12 protein-coding genes are annotated in these 16,842 nt (G+C 71.3%); 7 read left to right on the forward strand and 5 right to left on the reverse strand.

Going from position 1 to position 16,842, the window contains the following annotated elements:
* Positions 1-1,257 carry an ABC transporter substrate-binding protein gene (locus tag J2Z33_RS14435; RefSeq protein WP_209842311.1) on the reverse strand — a complete coding sequence of 419 codons (1,257 nt, stop codon included), beginning with the start codon at positions 1,255-1,257 and terminating at the stop codon, positions 1-3.
* A 74-nt stretch (positions 1,258-1,331) separates the two neighbouring features.
* Positions 1,332-4,223 (reverse strand): PAS domain-containing protein, encoded by a 2,892-nt coding sequence (locus J2Z33_RS14440; protein WP_209842312.1) that lies wholly within the window; start codon positions 4,221-4,223, stop codon positions 1,332-1,334.
* A gap of 259 nt (positions 4,224-4,482) precedes the next feature.
* Here J2Z33_RS14440 and J2Z33_RS14445 point away from each other — a divergent pair, with 259 nt between their 5' ends.
* On the forward strand, positions 4,483-5,418 hold the full coding sequence (locus J2Z33_RS14445) for an NAD-dependent epimerase/dehydratase family protein (RefSeq protein WP_209842313.1): 936 nt from the start codon (positions 4,483-4,485) through the stop codon (positions 5,416-5,418).
* On the opposite strand, the gene J2Z33_RS14450 is transcribed toward J2Z33_RS14445, so the two are convergent.
* A complete protein-coding gene (locus J2Z33_RS14450; protein ID WP_209842314.1) occupies positions 5,400-6,377 on the reverse strand; it encodes an NAD-dependent epimerase/dehydratase family protein in 978 nt (325 codons plus the stop codon). The two genes, J2Z33_RS14445 and J2Z33_RS14450, sit on opposite strands and share 19 nt — an antisense overlap.
* Positions 6,378-6,604: 227 nt before the next feature.
* Between J2Z33_RS14450 and J2Z33_RS14455 the strand changes: the two genes are divergently transcribed.
* Positions 6,605-7,810 carry a PQQ-dependent sugar dehydrogenase gene (locus J2Z33_RS14455; protein WP_209842315.1) on the forward strand — a complete coding sequence of 402 codons (1,206 nt, stop codon included), beginning with the start codon at positions 6,605-6,607 and terminating at the stop codon, positions 7,808-7,810.
* 4 nt (positions 7,811-7,814) lie between these two features.
* Positions 7,815-10,091 (forward strand): FdhF/YdeP family oxidoreductase, encoded by a 2,277-nt coding sequence (locus tag J2Z33_RS14460; protein ID WP_209842316.1) that lies wholly within the window; start codon positions 7,815-7,817, stop codon positions 10,089-10,091.
* A gap of 79 nt (positions 10,092-10,170) precedes the next feature.
* Here J2Z33_RS14460 and J2Z33_RS14465 read toward each other — a convergent pair whose 3' ends face one another.
* Complete coding sequence (locus J2Z33_RS14465; protein ID WP_209842317.1) at positions 10,171-11,160, reverse strand: serine hydrolase domain-containing protein; 990 nt, start codon at positions 11,158-11,160, stop codon at positions 10,171-10,173.
* 222 nt (positions 11,161-11,382) lie between these two features.
* Between J2Z33_RS14465 and J2Z33_RS14470 the strand changes: the two genes are divergently transcribed.
* Positions 11,383-12,261, forward strand: coding sequence for an urea carboxylase-associated family protein (locus J2Z33_RS14470; RefSeq protein ID WP_209842318.1), 879 nt, complete (start codon positions 11,383-11,385; stop codon positions 12,259-12,261).
* Between the two features lie 181 nt (positions 12,262-12,442).
* Here J2Z33_RS14470 and J2Z33_RS14475 read toward each other — a convergent pair whose 3' ends face one another.
* The gene (locus tag J2Z33_RS14475; protein WP_209842319.1) at positions 12,443-13,405 is read right to left on the reverse strand and encodes a sugar-binding transcriptional regulator; all 963 of its coding nucleotides are present in this window, start codon (positions 13,403-13,405) and stop codon (positions 12,443-12,445) included.
* 216 nt (positions 13,406-13,621) lie between these two features.
* On the opposite strand from J2Z33_RS14475, the gene J2Z33_RS14480 reads away from it, so the two are divergent.
* The 3 genes from J2Z33_RS14480 to J2Z33_RS14490 all read left to right on the forward strand — a co-directional run bounded on the left by J2Z33_RS14480 (position 13,622) and on the right by J2Z33_RS14490 (position 16,842).
* Positions 13,622-15,049 (forward strand): extracellular solute-binding protein, encoded by a 1,428-nt coding sequence (locus tag J2Z33_RS14480; RefSeq protein WP_209842321.1) that lies wholly within the window; start codon positions 13,622-13,624, stop codon positions 15,047-15,049.
* Between the two features lie 72 nt (positions 15,050-15,121).
* Complete coding sequence (locus J2Z33_RS14485) at positions 15,122-16,000, forward strand: carbohydrate ABC transporter permease (RefSeq protein WP_245218883.1); 879 nt, start codon at positions 15,122-15,124, stop codon at positions 15,998-16,000.
* Positions 15,997-16,842 carry a carbohydrate ABC transporter permease gene (locus J2Z33_RS14490; RefSeq protein WP_209842323.1) on the forward strand — a complete coding sequence of 282 codons (846 nt, stop codon included), beginning with the start codon at positions 15,997-15,999 and terminating at the stop codon, positions 16,840-16,842. The genes J2Z33_RS14485 and J2Z33_RS14490 overlap by 4 nt, the downstream gene beginning before the upstream one ends.

Below are 16,842 nucleotides of genomic sequence, written 5' to 3' on the forward strand. Positions count from 1 at the left end.
TCAGGGCTGCTCGGAAAGGATCGCCTGGATCTCGGCGTCGGCGGCGGCCAGGGCGTCGGCGGGGGCCATGCCGCCCGACCACGCCTGGTCGATGTAGCCGCGCAGGATGCGGTCGACCTCGGAGGCCTGCCAGACGTTGGGCTGCGTCACCGCGCGCCCCTCGGTCACCTCAGCGATGAAGGCGCGGTCGAAGTCATCGGCGGTGGCCGTCATCGCGGCGAGGTCGGCGTCGCTCCCCGCGAAGGCGCCCATCGCCGCCATCGCCTCGCCGGTGCAGGACAGCCCCCCCTCGCGCGGCTCGCTCAGGAAGCGCAGGAGCGCCCAGGCGTCGTCCTTGACATCCGAGGCGGCGTCCACCGTCCACAGGAAGCTGTAGAGCATCGTCCCCCCCGGCCCGTCGGTCGGGATGGGCGCCACGCCCACGGTATCGGCGAAGGCCTCGCCGTAGGCCTCCTGATACCCGAACTTGTTCCAGTTGGCGGCGATCTGCATCCCCACCGCGTTCGAGACGAAGTTGTCCACGACGATCTCGTTGCCGGTGATGCCGTCCGCGAACAGCGCCGCCTGGTCCGACAGGATGCGGACGGCCTCGGGCGAGGTGAGGTTGGTGGAGCGGCCATCCTCCGCGAAGGGCGGCACGCCGGCGGCGAACATCTGGGCGTAGAAGGGATGCACCCCTTCGGCGACCGTGGTGCCGTAGGCGTAGCCGCCCACGTCGATGTTGCCCTGGTCGTTCACGCGGGTGATCTTCTGCGCGATCTCGCGCAGCTCGGCCCAGGTCTTCGGGGGCTCGGTGTAGCCGGCCTCGGCCAGCAGCGCCTTGTTGTAGACCAGCGCATAGACCGACAGCTCGGTCGGGATGCCCCAGAGCTGGCCGCCGATGGTCACGGCCCCCTGCGTGGCGGGCGCGTAGTTGGCGGCGACGAACTCGGCGATGTCCGCGGGCGGCGGCTCCAGCACGCCGGCGCTGGCCAGTTGCGGGACCCAGACGGAATAGACGTTGTAGATGTCGGGCGAGGTGCCGCCCACGCGGCTGGTGAGGATCGTCTGGAGGAAGTCGCCATAGGCTGTCTGCTGGTGCTCGACCGTGACGCCGGGGTTGGCGGCCTCGAAGGCGTCGAAGCAAGCCTCCAGCGGCGCGGCCTGCTCGGGCGTGTAGTGTGTCGCGACCTGGATGGTCCGCGCCTCCTGCGCCGCCCCCGCGCCGCCCATCAGCGCCAGGCAGGCCCCCCCGAGCCCCGCGATCCCTCGTGCCATCCGCCCGTCCCCCTTGGTCTGTCCAGAGAGGAAGCTAGGAGGGCCGGTGTCGAAGTCCAACCGCCCGCTGCGGTTCAGCCGCCCATCCCGTCCAGCACCTCGCGCAGCTTGGCGGCCAGCTCCTCCAGCGTGAAGGGCTTGCCGATCAGGTGCACGCCCGCGTCGAGCACGCCGTTGTGCACGACCGCGTTGCGCGTGTAGCCGGTGGTGAACAGCACCTTGAGGCCGGGCCGGCGCCGCAGCGCCTCGTCGGCCAGCTTGCGGCCGTTGGTCTCGGGCATCACGATGTCGGTGAACAGCAGCGTCACCTCCGGATGCGCGTCGAGAAGGCGCAGCGCCGCCTCGGCCCCCTCGGCCTCCAGGACGCCGTAGCCCAGCTCGCCCAGCGCATCGACGGTGAACTGGCGGACAACGGGCTCGTCCTCGACGACCAGCACCACCTCCTGCGATTCGCCGCGCGGGACCTGCGCGTTGGCGGCCTCGGGCGCGGCCTCGGCCTCGGGGCCTGACAGGCGGGGGAGGTAGATCTTGACGGTCGTGCCCTGCCCGGCCTCGGAGTAGATCTTCACGTGCCCGCCGGTCTGCTTGACGAAACCGTAGACCATCGACAGACCAAGGCCGGTCCCCTGCCCCACGGGCTTCGTCGTGAAGAACGGGTCGAAGGCGCGCGCCGCCACGTCGGGGGGCATCCCCGTGCCCGTGTCGCTCACGCTGATCTGGACATATTGCCCCGCGGGGATGCCCATGTGCTCGCTGGCGTAGCGCGAATCGAGCCAGGCGTTCGCCGTCTCGATGGTCAGCCGCCCGCCCTCGGGCATGGCGTCCCGCGCGTTGACGGCGAGGTTGAGGATCACGTTCTCCAACTGGTTCGGGTCGGCGCTGGCCTTCCAGAGCCCGCCCGACAGGACCGTCTCCAGCCGGATGCCCGCGCCGAGCGACCGGCGCAGCAGGTCCGACATCCCCTGCACCAGCCGGTTCGGGTCCACCGGCTCGGGCCGGAGCGGCTGCTGGCGCGAGAAGGCGAGGAGCCGCTGCGTCAGCACCGCCGCCCGGCGCGAGCCCTCCATCGCGGCCTCGACGTAGCGGCGCGCGCGGGGGTCGCCGTCGCCGATGCGCCGGCGGAGGAGGTCGAGCGAGCCCACCACGGCCGCCAGCATGTTGTTGAAGTCGTGCGCGATCCCGCCGGTGAGCTGGCCCACCGCCTCCATCTTCTGGCTTTGCCGAAGCGCCTCCTCCACGCGCTCCCGCTCGGCGATGGCCTCGGCGACGCGGCGCTCCAGCGTTCCGTTCAACTCGCGCAGGGCGGCCTCGGCGGCGCGGCGCTCGGTGATGTCGAAGGTCACGCCGGGGAATCGGACGGGCCGGGCCTGGGCGTCCAGCAGACAGCGCCCCCGCGCGATGACCCAGCGCACGTCGCCGTCTCGGGTCTGGACGCGGTATTCCATCTGGTAGTCGCCACCCGTCGTCACCGCCTCGGCGATCCGCCGCGCGGCCTCGGGGCGGTCGTCGGGGTGGATGCCGGCGACATACTCCTCGACCGGCAGCCCCGCCCGCGCGCGGTCGGGGTCGAGCCCATACATCCGCGCGAACTGCTCGCTCGTGAACACCCGGTCGCCCGTCACGTCCCAGTCCCAGGTGCCGATGCCCCCCGCCGCGTCCAGCGCGAAGCGGAACCGCTGCTCGCTCTCGGCCAGCGCGGCCTCGGCGGCCTTGCGGGCGGTGATGTCCACCGACGATCCGATGAGCCCCACCACCGCGCCGTCCGCGTCGCGGAGCGGCGCCTTGGTGGACAGCCACCAGGCGGGGGTGCCGTCGGGGAGCCGCACCTCCTCCTCGACCTGCTCGGCCTCGCCGCTCTCCATGATGCGCCGGTCGTTCGCCATCACGGCCAGGCCCTGCGCCGGGTCGTCCAGGAACTCGGCGTCGGTCCGGCCGAGATACTGCTCGGGCGGCTTGCCGATCAGCTCGGTGGTGCCGCGGTTGCCGATCAGCATCCGCCCGTCGCGGTCCTTGGCATAGACCACGCCCGGCACCGCCTCGGCGAAGACCTCCAGCAGCCGCAGGACCCTGTCGCGCTCGGTCTCGATGGCGCGGCGGGCCTCCACGTCGAGAAGGACGCCCGGAAAGCGCACGGCCCGGCCGTCGCCATCCATCTCCACGCGGCCGTTGGCCTCGATCCAGTAATACCGCCCGTCCTGCCGCTTCACGCGGTACTGGTGCGCGTAGGGGCCGCCGCGCCCGATGACCTCGGCGATGGCGGCCATCAGGCCGGGCTTGTCCTCGGGGTGGACGGTTTCCACCACCTTCTCGATGGGCAGGCCCTGGCGGCAAAGCTCGGCGTCCAGGCCGAACGCGGCGGCGAAGCGGTCGTCGGCGTTGAAGCGGTCGGCCACGAGATCCCAGTTCCACGTCCCCAGGATCGCGCCCGCGTCGAGCGCGAGGCGCACCCGCTCCGCGTCCTCGCGCGCGCGGGCCTCGCTTTCGCGCAGGCGGCGCTCGGCGAGGATCTGGCCCGTGGTCTCCTGGCAGGCGCAGAAGAAGCCCGCCACCTCGACGACGCCGTCGCGGATCGGGGTGTAGGAGAAGGCAAAGTGCGTCTCCTCCGGGTAGCCCTTCCGCATCATCGTCAGGGTGATGTCGTCCATCTGCACCGGCTCGCCGCGCAGGGCGCGGGCGACGATGGGCCGCAGGTCGTCCCGGATCTCGCCCCAGACCTCCAGGAACCCGCGCCCGAGCGCGCCGGGGTGCTTGGACGCCAGCACCTCGGCATAGGCGTCGTTGTAGATGAGCGTGTGGCCGGGTCCCCAGGCCACGAACATCGGCTGGTTCGACCCCATCATCACGCCGACCAGCGTCCGCAGGGGCACGGGCCAGCCCGAGGGCGGCCCCAGCGGCGTCGCCGCCCAGTCCAGCGCGCGGGCGAGGCGGGTCACGGGGCTCTCCTCGCGGCCCGGGATCTGCGGCACGAGGCGCTCCATCAGGCCGACCGCGCGGCGGACTGCGCTGCGTCCCCGTTCCCCCGGACCCCTCTCGCCGCCATGCCCGCTCCCCTCGCCGAGACAGGCCAAGCGCCTGCGCCCCCTTCCATAAAACCACTCCGCCCCCGACGGCCACCCGTGATCTGCGCCGCGTCGCCACGTCGGCGCATTTTCCGGGCCCGCGCGGCTTGACCCGCCCCGGCGCGGAGGCCAACAGGGGCGCAGGGCAACCCAGGGACGGCAGCCGATGGCGCATTGGCTCGTGACAGGCGGGGCGGGCTTCGTCGGGGGCCACCTCCTGCGGGCGCTGCGGGCGCGCGGCGACACGGCCGCCGTGATCGACGACCTGTCCACCGGCCGCGCCGACGCCCTGCCGCCGGGCCTCCACCTCCTGCGGGGCAGCATCCTCGACCCCGACCTGCTGGCGCGGGGGATGGAGGGGGCGGCCGGCGTCTTCCACCTCGCCGCCGTCGTCTCGGTCGAGGCCTGCACCCGCGACCTCCTGGGCGCGAGCCGGGTGAACCTCGGCGGCACGCTCGCCGTGCTCGACGCGGCGCGGCGGGCGGGGAACCGGCCCGTGGTGCTGGCCTCCTCGGCCGCCGTCTACGGCGACGCGGGCGAGAGCCCCTGCGACGAGGACATGGCGCCCCTCCCCCTGTCGCCCTACGGCGCCGACAAGCTCGGGGCCGAGCATCACGCCCGCGCCCAATGGGGCCTCCACGGCCTGCCCACCGCGTCCCTGCGGTTCTTCAACGTCTACGGGCCGGGGCAGGACGCCCGCTCGCCCTACGCCGGGGTGATCGCGCGCTTCCTGTCGAACCTGCGCGAGGGACGGCCCCACGCGATCAACGGCGACGGCCTCCAGACCCGCGACTTCGTGGAGGTGGGCGACGTGGCGGCGGCGCTGCTGGCGGCGCAGGACGTGCTCGCCCGCGCGCCGCGGGCGCTGGTGGCGAACGTCTGCACGGGGCGGTCGATCCCGCTGCTCGACCTCGCGCGGGGGCTCGACCGGATCGCGGGCACCGTCACCCCCATCCAGCACGGCCCCGCCCGCGCGGGCGACATCCGCCATTCGCGGGGCTCGCCCGCGCGGATGGAGGCGGTCCTCGGCGTCGCCGCCCGCACCCCCATCGAGGAGGGCCTCGCCCGCCTCCTCGCCTCGGTTCAGGCCAGCCCGGTGTAGCGGCGGAACCACTCGGCGAAGCGGGGGACGCCCTCCTCGATGGGCGTGACCGGCTCGAAGCCGTGGTCGCGCCGGATGGCCGAGATGTCGGCATAGGTCGCGGGCACGTCGCCGGGCTGCATCGGCTCCAGCCGCAGCTCCGCCTTGCGCCCCAACGCCTCCTCCAGCACGGCGATGACGCGCAGCAGCGGCTCGGGCCGGCTGTTGCCGATGTTGTAGACGCGGTGCGGCGCCTCCCCGCCCGTGTCGGCGGGCGGCGAGTCCGACACCGCGACCACCCCCGCCACGATGTCGTCGATGAAGGTGAAGTCCCGCGCCATGTCGCCGCCGTTGAACACCGGCAGCGGCCGCCCCGCCAGGATCGCCTCGGCGAAGACCCACATGGCCATGTCGGGCCGCCCCCAGGGGCCGTAGACGGTGAAGAACCGCAAGCCCGTCAGCGGCAGCCGATACAGATGCGCGTAGGCGTGGCCCATCAGCTCGTCCGCCTTCTTGGTCGCGGCATAGAGCGACACCGGCCGGTCCACCGGATCGGCCTCGGAGAAGGGCAGCTTCGTGCTCCCCCCATAGACCGAGGAGGACGAGGCGTAGACCATCCCCTCCAGCCCCTCCAGATGCCGTGCATACTCCAGCACGTTCACCTGCCCCACGAGGTTCGCCTGCACGTAGGCGTGGGGGTTCTCGATCGAATGGCGCACCCCCGCCTGCGCGGCGAGGTGGATGATCCGCCGGACGCCCCGCCCCTGCAGCGCCTCGGCCAGCGCGCCCGCGTCGGCGATGTCCACCTGCCGGAAGTCGAACCCCGGCCCCTGCAACGCCTGGAGCCGGTCGCGCTTCAACTGGGGGTCATAGTAGGCGTCGAGGCTGTCGATCCCCAGCACCCGCTCCCCCCGGTCCAGCAGCCGCCGGGCGACGTGGAAGCCGATGAACCCGGCCGCGCCGGTGACGAGGGTGGTCATCGCCCGCGGGCCGGGGTCGTCGGGATCGGGGTCGTCGGGGATGTCACGCTCATGCCGGTCTCCTGCTCCCTCGCCCCTTGGGGCACGGGGGCGTTCCCGTCCCCCTTCGCCGCCCGCCACGGAGCCGTCAAGCCATCCGGCCCCGGAACCGTCCCGAACCGCCGCCCGTTGGGCGGGGAGCCGCACGGCCCCGCCCGGGCCGCCCCGCCCCCGTAGGAGCCCCCTCCATGCGCCGCCTGCCCCTCCTTGCCCTCGTCCTCGCCACCCCCGCGACCGCGCAGGTCGAAGGGACGGTCGGCGAATACTCCGACGCCACCGTGACCGGCAGCATCCTCGAACCCGAGCCCGTCACCGTCACCGACGACGCGGAACTCGCCTCGCTCGTCACCGTCCCCGAGGGCTTCACGGTCAGCGTGGCGGGCCGAGACCTCGGCGGCATCCGCATCCTCGCGACCCATGGCGATCACGTCTATGCCACCCGCCGGCAGGAGGGCGACGTGATCCGCCTCATCGACGCCGACGGCGACGGCGACGGGGTGTTCGAGGACCACGCGACCGTCGCCACCGCCGACCAGATGCACGGCATCTGGATCGACGGCGACACGGCGTATCTCGCCACCGTCAAGGAGGTGTTCACCGCCCCCATTCAGGAGGACGGCTCCTTCGGCGACCTCACCCCGCTGGTGGACGACCTCCCCGATGGCGGCCAGCACCCCAACCGGACGCTGGCGCTGGGACCGGACGGGCTCCTCTACGTCTCGGTCGGCTCCACCTGCAACGCCTGCGCCGAGACCTCGGAGGAGAGCGCCACGATCCTGCGGATGCGCCCCGACGGCTCGGGCCGGACGATCTTCGCCGAAGGCTTGCGGAACACCATCGGCTTCGGGTGGGAGCCCGGCACCGGCGCGCTCTGGGGCGCGGACCACGGCATCGACTGGCTGGGCGACGAGGAGCAGATCGAGGAGCTGAACCTCATCGCCGAGGGCACCCACTACGGCTGGCCCTACATCTACGGCGACGACGAGTTCAACCCGCAGGACAATCCGCCCCCCGGCGAGGGCACGCTGGCCGACTGGGCGGAACGGAGCGAGGAGCCGGTGCAGGGCTACACCCCCCACGCCGCGCCGATGCAGATGGTGTTCTACACCGGCGACGCCTTCCCCGAGGCGTATCGCGGCGACGCCTTCATCGCCATGCGCGGCTCGTGGAACCGCCGCCCGCCCTCGGGCTACGAACTGGCCCGCATCGACTTCGAGAACGGCCAGCCGGTGTCGTGGGAGCCCTTCGCGACCGGCTTCCTGATCGAATACGACGGCCCCCGCTACGGCTTCCTCGGCCGCCTCGTCGGCGCCGCGCAGACCGCCGAGGGCGACCTCCTCCTCGGCGACGACACGCAGGGCATCCTTTACCGCATCAGCGCAACGGGGAACTAGAGCCATGGCCGACCGGGCGGACGAGCAGCGCGAGGACACGCCGTATTACCGCGAGGGCGCGGGCGGCTGGGGCTCGGTCGAGGGGATGGCCAAGGTGCTTCTGGGCGAGACGCCCTCGGCGGGCGTGCTCGACACCCTGCGCGTCCAGAACAAGCCGGGGGGCCATATGTGCACCTCCTGCGCCTGGACCAAGCCCAAGGACCCCCACCCCTTCGAGTTCTGCGAGAACGGCGCCAAGGCCACCATCTGGGACCTGACCACCGCCCGCTGCGGCCCGGACTTCTTCGCGAAGCACACGGTCACGGAGCTGCTCGACTGGACCGACCACGACCTGGAGGCCGAGGGCCGCCTGACCCACCCCCTCCGCTTCAACCCCGCGACCGACCGCTACGAGGAGACCACCTGGGACGAGGCCTTCGCCGCCATAGGCGCGGGCCTCCGCGCGCTCGACCCGAAATCGACCGTGTTCTACACCTCCGGCCGCGCCAGCCTGGAGACCTCCTACCTCTGGCAACTGTTCGCCCGCGCCTACGGGCACAACAACCTGCCCGACAGCTCCAACATGTGCCACGAGACGACCAGCGTCGGCCTCAAGCGCGTGATCGGCTCCTCCGTGGGCACCTGCGTGCTGGAGGACTTCGACCAGTGCGACATGATCCTGTTCTTCGGGCAGAACACCGGCACCAACTCCCCCCGCTTCCTGCACCCGCTCCAGCAGGCCGCCCAGCGCGGCTGCCGCATCGTCACCTTCAACCCGATCCGCGAGGCCGGGCTGGTCAAGTTCAGGAACCCCCAGAACCCCGTGCAGATGGCCCTGGGCACGGCGACGCAGATCTCCGAGACCTACCTCCAGGTCCGCCCCGGCGGCGACATCGCCGCGCTGATCGGCCTCATCAAGCGCGTGCTGGAGCTGGAGGACGAGGACGGCGGCATCCTCGACCACGCCTTCCTGCGCGAGCACACGCAAGGTTTGGACGACCTCCGCGCCTTCGCGAGGCAAACCACCTGGGCGCAGATCGAATCCGCGAGCGGCCTCACCCGCGCCCAGCTCGTCCCGGTGGCCGAGGCCTACGCCCGCGCCCGCGCGGTGATCGGCGTCTACGGCATGGGCCTCACCCAGCACGTCCACGGCTCGCACAGCATCGCCATGCTGGTGAACCTGCTGCTGCTGCGCGGCAACATCGGCCGCCCCGGCACCGGCATCTCCCCCGTGCGCGGCCACTCCAACGTGCAGGGCCAGCGCACCGTCGGCATCACCGAGAAGCCCGAGCTGGCCCCCATCGAGCAGCTTCGGACGATGTTCGGCCTCAATCCGCCAAAGGAGACCGGCCACACCACCGTCGAGGTGGCGCAAGGCCTCCTCGACGGCACCGTGCGCGCCTTCCTCTCGCTCGGCGGCAACTTCGCCCACGCCATCTCCGACACCGCCCGCGTCCAGCCCGCCTGGCGCGACCTCGCGCTCAACGTCCAGATCGCGACCAAGCTCAACCGCTCGCACCTCCTGACCTGCGAGAACCAGTGGCTCCTGCCCTGCCTCGTCCGCGCCGAGGAGGACATCCAGGCCACCGGCCCGCAGGCGGTGTCGATGGAGGACTCCCTCAGCCACATTCACGGCTCCCTCGGCCGCCGCACCCCCGCCTCGGGGATGCTCCGCTCCGAGCCCGCCATCGTCGCCGGCATCGCCAAGGCGACGCTCGACCCCAACCCGCGCCTCCTCTGGGACGACTGGGTGGGCGACTATTCCAAGGTCCGCGACCTGATCGAGCAGACCTGGCCCGACACGTTCGGCGACTTCAACGCCCGCCTCACCACCCCCGGCGGCTTCTACCGGGGCAACGCGGCCCGCGACCGCCAGTGGAAGACCGAATCCGGCCGCGCCGAGATCACCGTCCCCCCCGCCCTCACCTCCCTGATCGGCGAGCTGGGGAGCGGCGAATACACCCTCGTCACCCTCCGCTCCAACGACCAGTTCAACACCACGGTCTACGGCTACAGCGACCGCCTGCGCGGCCTCAAGACCGACCGCATGATCGTCCTGATGAACCCCGAGGAGATCGCCCGCGCCGGCCTGCGCGAGGGGCAGGAGGTCCGCCTCGTCTGCGCCCACGACGACGGCCACCGCCGCGAGGTCGCGGGCCTCAAGGTCACCGCCTACGACCTCCCCGACCGCTGCCTCGCCGCTTACTACCCCGAGGCGAACCCGCTCGTCCCCGTCTCCCTCCACGACGGCCTGTCCAAGACCCCCGCCTACAAGGGCACCCCCGTCCGCATCGAGGCCTAAAACGGCACGACCTCCGTAGGGCGGGCTTCAGCCCGCCACGCGGCCCCGGCCAGCAGGGCATGGCGGGCCGAAGACCCCCTCACGCCCGCGCCAGCACCTCCCGCCCCAGCAGCGCCATGAGGTCCCCGAAATACCCCTCGCTCCGCGCCGGCTGGTTGGGGTCCGAGGTGACGACGCAGGTCACCCCCACCCCCGGCGCCACCGCGATCACCTGCCCGCCGTATCCGCGCGCGATGGCCACCCGCCCGCGCGGCGCGTCCCCCAGGAACCACCCCCGCCCGTAATCCAGCCCCGAGAACGGCGACCGCGTCACCGGCCGCAGGCTCGCCTCAATCCAGTCCTCCGACAGCACCCGCGTCCCGTCCCAGGTGCCCCTCTGCCGCACCATCTCGCCCACCCGCAGCATCGCGCGGGGCGACAGCGCCATCTCGTTGCCGCCCAGGTAGAACCCCTGCGGATCGCGCGTCCACGGCGCGACCTCGATCCCCAGCGGCTCGCCCAGCCACCCCCGCGCCAGCGCCAGCAGGCTCTCCCCCGACGCCTCCGCCAGCGCCGCGCCCAGCACGTGGAAGCTCCCCGTCGAATAGAGCATCCGCCCGCCCGGCTCCGCCACGAAGGGCCGCGACAACTGGTTCGCCACCCAGTTCCCCGACGACACCCATTCCCCGTAATTCCCGCCCGAGGTCCGCTCCAGCCCCGCCCGCAGCGTCACGAGGTCCTCCAGCGTGATCCCCGCCACGCGCGGATCGGCCCCGTCCGGGATCAGCCGCGGCGCGACCTCGCCCAGCGTCGCCCCCACGCCCGGCACCACGCCCCGGTCCACCGCCCCGCCCAGCACCAGCGCGACGATGGACTTGGACACCGACTTGACGTTCGCCGGCCGGTCCAGCCCCGGCCCCCGCACCGCCTCGGCCACCACCTCCTCCCCATCCTTCGCGATCAGGATGGAGCGAAGCTGCGGCAGCGCCCGCGCCGCCTCCAGCGCCCCCGCCCAGGGATCGGCCTGTGCGAGCGCGGGCGCGGCGAGCGAAGCGGCAAGGCCGGACAGGACAAGGCGGCGCGTGGGCATGAGGCTCTCCGTAAAGGTTCCCCGCCCATCTTGGGCGCGGGCCGGGCCGCGTCCAGTCAAGGCCCCGCGAGCCCCCCGCGAGGCCCAGCCCCAGGCCCATCAACTTGGCCCAAATACGCCTCCCACGCCTCCCCCACGCGCGACGCTCGGCCGGTCCTCCCCAACTCCTGGACCGCGCCGCGCGGCCCTGTAGGCTGGCCCCGCCACCCGAAAGGACCGCCCATGAAGCCCGCCGACCCCGAACACCCCATCCCCATCGACGCCCCGACCCGCGCCGCGAGGCCGCCCGTCGTCTGCTACCCCGTCGCCCACCTCCCCGACCCCAGCCTCGCCGCCCTCCGCGCCGCCCGCGCCGGCTGGACCAAGGTCTCCGAGACCCTCGTCCCCCCGCGCGACGCCCGCTGCTTCGAGGTCCCCGCCGGCCACTTCGTCCGCATCATCAGCGTGGACGGCCCGCAGGTCGGCGACCTCAACCTCTGGTCCGCCCACGACCTGACGGAACGGTTCTTCTCCGGCAAGACCCGCGCCCTCCACGGCACGCACCTGAGCACCGGCGACCGCCTCTGGTCCTGCCTCCCCCATCTGCGTCCCATGGCGACGATCACCGAGGACACGCTCGACTGGTATGGCTTCGACGCCGATGGCGGCTCGGTCCACGACGTGATCGGCACCCGCTGCGACCCCTACACCCACGCGCTGCTGTCCCATGGCGGCCAGTATCACCACTGCTGCCACTCGAACCTCACCCGCGCGCTCGCCGACCGCACCGGCTTGGCCGTCCCCGAGGCCGAACCGCACGTCCACGACGTGCTCAACGTCTTCATGTGCACCGGCTTCCTCAAGGGGACCGGCCAGTACTTCATGAAAGCCTCCCCCGTGCGCCCCGGCGACTTCCTCGAACTCTTCGCCGAGATCGACCTCCTCGGCGCGCTCTCCGCCTGCCCCGGCGGCGACTGCTCGTCGGAACATTCCTCCGACGCCGCCGCCTGCCACCCGTTGCGCGTCGAGGTCTTCCGCCCGGCCGATTCGCCCGCTGGCTGGGAGCCAAGCCCCCGAAATTCCTACGACAAAAGCCACGGACGCCCGTTAACTCCCCGTTAAACCGAGCGTTCGTTGCTGTCGGGGTCCGTTAAGGCCCGGCTGCTAATCTCCTCGCACAGGCAAGAAAACCGGGGCGAACCCGGTCGGGCGGGCCGCCGATCCCCGGCGGCCCGCCAGCCCGGAGGAGAAAGGAGCAGACGCCATGACCGACCACGATTCGACCGATCCCGAAGCCGGGGCCTCAGCGCCCCTCCGCCAGCAGCAACTCCGCCGTCATGTCGTCGGTGACGAGCCCATGCACCAGCCCGGCGCGCAACTGCGCGGCGATCACGGGGACCTTGTGCGCCCCCGCCGCCGCCAGCACGACCTCGCGCATCGCGCGCAGGCGCTCCACCGGCACGCCCACGACGCGGCGGTTGATGGGATGGTCGATCACGCGCCCCTCGCGGTCGAGGAACTGCCCCAGCACGTCGCCCACCGCGCCGTGCCCGGCCAGCTCCCCGAGCGTCACGTCCACTGGCAGCCCGTCGCGCACGAGGTAGGAGCGCGGCGACAGGTCGCCGGTGACAAGGATGGCGAGGTCCACGCGCCCCGCCTTCTCCAGTTGCTCGCGGAAGGGCCGGCTCGCCAGCACGGCCTCGGTCATGCCTTGCGTCTCGAAGTAGATGGGCGCGGCCAGCACGGAATGCCGCGCGCCCAGCCGCGCGGCGAGGTTCGCCGCCACCCCGAAGGTGTTGAAGCTGACCCCCGACATGGTGCCGCCGATCATCGACACGACCTCCAGCCCCGGAAGGTGGCGCGGCCGCAGGCTGCGGATCGCGTTCTCGATGGTGCTGCCCCAGGACACGCCGATGCTGCTCCAGGCCCCGCGCCCCAGCCCGTCCTCCAGGAAATAGGCCAACGCCGCCGCCACCGCCTGATGCCCGTCGTCCGTCCGGCGGTCGGCGAGGCCCACGCGCGCGAAGCGCAAGCCCCAGCGCTCCACCAGCCGCGCCTGAAGGTCCAGCGCGGCGGCGAAGGGGCTCGCCATCTCGACCCGCACGAGGCCGCGCCCCTTCGCCAGCCCGATGCCCCGGTTCACCCGCAGCCGCGTGACGCCCAGCCGCTCCGCGATCTCGGACTGCGTGAGGCCGTCCACGAAATACATCCAGGCCAGCCGCACGAGGAACTCCTCGCTCTCCTCCAGCACCGGCCCGGACGCCATTCCCCTGCCCTCCCCCCGGACCGGACCCCTCCGGCCCGCCCCACTTCGCATCATCTCGCCCAAGGGTCATACATCTGTAAATATCTCTTTACATCTATCTCGGTCGCGGTAGCGTCGCGTCATCCCGGATCGGTCCCGCAAGACGGACCGGCGGGCGTCCGGACGGGGCCGTTGCCGGGGCTCCCTTCGGGGGGAGGTCCGGCACGGAGGAAACCCATGTTCCATCGCCATCTCGCCACGTCTCTCGTGGCGCTGACCATCGCCACGCCCGCGCTGGCCGACTTCTGGTCCGATGCCGCCGCGCCCTACCAGGGCGTGACCATCCGGGGCGTATCCGAAAGCACGCCGCCCTCGAACTACGTCCGCGACGTGATCGCCCCCGCCTTCACCGAGGCGACGGGCATCGCCGTGGAGTTCGAGACGACCTCCTGGGACCAGATGTACGACAAGGCCATCAAGGACATGGAGGCCGGGTCGGGCATCTACGATTTCGTCTACATCGAGCAGGACGCGATCTATTCGTATCTCTCGCGCGACTTCCTCGTGAACCTGACGCAGACCATGGCCGACAACCCGGCCCTGGTGAACCCGGCCTTCAACTGGGACGAGTTCACGACCTTCATCGATTCGTTCAAGGACCCGAACAAGAACGACGACGTCTTCGGCGTGCCGATGGAGGCCTTCATCAAGGTCTACCTCTACCGCAAGGACCTGTTCGAGAACCCCGAGATCAAGGCCGCCTTCCAGGCGCAATACGGCTACGAGCTGACCCCCGCGACCACCTTCCAGCAGTGGCGCGACAGCGCCGAGTTCTTCACCGCCTATGGCCAGGAGCAGGGCGAGGAGCTGTATGGCACCACCGTGCAGGCCGCCTCGGGCCACCCGGCGTCGTTCTACGAGTTCTTCGAGTCCATCGCGCCGCTCTACGGCGTCTATGACTGGGGCATCAATCAGGAGACCTGGACCGCCTCCGTCGCCAACGGCGGCCGCATGAACTCGCCCGAGGCCGTCGAGGCGCTGACCTTCTGGCTGGGCCTGCTGCAATACGCCCCGCCCGAGGCGACCGCCTCCACCTGGGACGAGGTCGCATCCTCCTTCGCCGCCGGCCGCGCGGCGCAAGGGCTGGTCTACGGCGAGAACGCCACCTGGATCGCCACCAACGCCGAGAAGTCGTCGGTCGTCGGCAACGTCGGCGTGGCCCTGCCGCCGACCGCCGAGGGCGTAATGGCGCAGGCCGAGGCGGGCGAGGGCTACATCGGCTACTACGACGGCGGCGCCTTCGGCATCCCGCACTCCTCGGCCAACAAGGAGGCCGCGGTCCTGTTCCTGCAATATATCGCCCAGCCCGAGCTTCAGGCCGACTGGGCCGAGGCCGGGGGCCGGATCGTCCTGAACAGCACCTACGACGAACCCAAGGTTCAGGAGATCGACGCGAAAACCGACAGCTACTTCACGCTGATGCGCGACAGCGGCGCCCTGTTCGCCGGCGCGCCCCCCTACCCGTTCCACAACCAGGTGCGCGAGGCCGCCGCGCCCTTCATCTACGAGGCGATCATCGGCAACCTTTCCCCGCAGGAAGCCCTCGACCAGATGGCCGCCGCCGCCGAGGCCGAACTCAAGAACCTCGGCTACACGTCGAACTGACCCCCACGCCGGGGCGCGCGACCCGCGCGCCCCGGTCCCCCTCACCCGCTGGACAAGGACCCGTTGCCCACCATGATGCGCTCCCCGACCACAGGCTGGCTGCTCCTCGCGCCGACGATCGCCGTGCTCGTGCTCACGGGCGTGCTGCCGTTCCTCTATGTCCTCGTCATCTCGTTCTTCGACTGGAACCTGTTCGCCCTGAACCCCGAGCCGCGCTGGACCGCCGCCAACAACTTCCGCCGCCTCGTCCACGACGCCGAGTTCCTGAAGTCCATCTGGCTCACGCTCCTGTTCACCTTCTGGGTGGTCCTGAGCCAGATCGTCCTGGGCTTCGCGCTGGCGCGGCTGATGATGCGCGACTTCCCGTTCAAGAAGCTGTTCCGCGCCGTCCACACGCTGCCGCTGATGATCGCCCCCATCGCCGTGGGCGCGACCTGGCGGCTGATGACGGTGCCGGGCCTCGGCCCGATCCCCTATTACCTCAAGGACTGGTTCGGCCTCGACTACCGCCTGTCCATGTTCCCCGACCAGGCCTTCGCCTCCGTGGTCCTCATGGACATCTGGCACTGGACGCCCTTCGTCACGCTGACCATGCTGGCGGGCCTCTCGAACCTCCCGCAGGAGCCGGTGGAGCAGGCCCGCATCGACGGCGCGCAGGAATGGCAGATCTTCCGCGACATCATCCTGCCCTTCATGAAGCCGGTGCTGCTGACCACCATCTTCATCCGCATCATGGACGCCCTGCGCGTCGTCGATGAGGTCTGGATGCTGACGCAAGGGGGACCGGGGGCCGAGACCCGCTTCATCGGCCTGCACATCTGGAAGATCGTCTTTCCCAAGACCGACTACGGCTATGGCTCGGCCATGTCGCTGCTGACGCTCTACATGACCATCGTCATCTGCTGGCTGCTGTATGCCGCGATGACCGCCCGCCGGGGGAACGCCTCATGACCCGCCCCGGCGTGAAATGGACCACCTTCGCGCTCTGGGTGCTGTTCTCGCTCCTGACTCTGCTGCCGATCTGGTGGATGTTCCTCGTCTCCGTGAAAAGCCGCACCGACCTGTTCGGCCGGCCGAGCTTCCTCTTGGACATCAGCCGGATCACCTGGGACAACTACGCGACCGTCATCGCGAACCCGGCATTCCAGAGATACATGCTGAACTCGCTGATCGTCTCGACGGCGAACGCGGCGCTGGTCTGCGCGCTGGGGCTCCTCGCGGCCTACGCGATGTCGCGCTACCGGATGCGCGGCAAGGACAACATCTTCTTCTGGGTGCTGACCAACCGCATGGCCCCTCCGGCGGCCTTCCTGCTGCCGCTCTACCTCCTCTACACGGGGGTGTTCCAGGTCGGGGACTGGTCGCTCTTCGACACGCGGATCGGGCTGATCCTGCTCTATTGCGTGCTGAACCTGCCCTTCGCCTTCTGGCTGCTGCAAGGCATCATCGACGGCATCCCGGCCGAGCTGGACGAGGCCGCCTATGTCGATGGCGCGTCCACCTGGCAGGTCCTGCGGACGATCATCGTGCCGCTCGCCGGGCCGGGGATCGCGGTGACGGGCATCCTCACCTGGGTCTTCGCCTGGAACGAATACCTGTTCGCCTCGACGCTGACCTCGGTGAACGCCCGCACGATCACGACGGGCCTCGCCGAGTTCGTGACCGTCACGGGCACCAACTGGGGCCAGATGGCCGCCGTCGCCATGCTGACGCTGCTGCCCGCCGCTCTCGTGCTGGCGGTGGTGCAGAAGCACATCGTCGCGGGCCTCACCTTCGGGGCGGTGAAGGGATGA

The organism is Rubellimicrobium aerolatum, assembly GCF_017872975.1.
In the GTDB taxonomy this organism is placed as follows: domain Bacteria; phylum Pseudomonadota; class Alphaproteobacteria; order Rhodobacterales; family Rhodobacteraceae; genus Rubellimicrobium; species Rubellimicrobium aerolatum.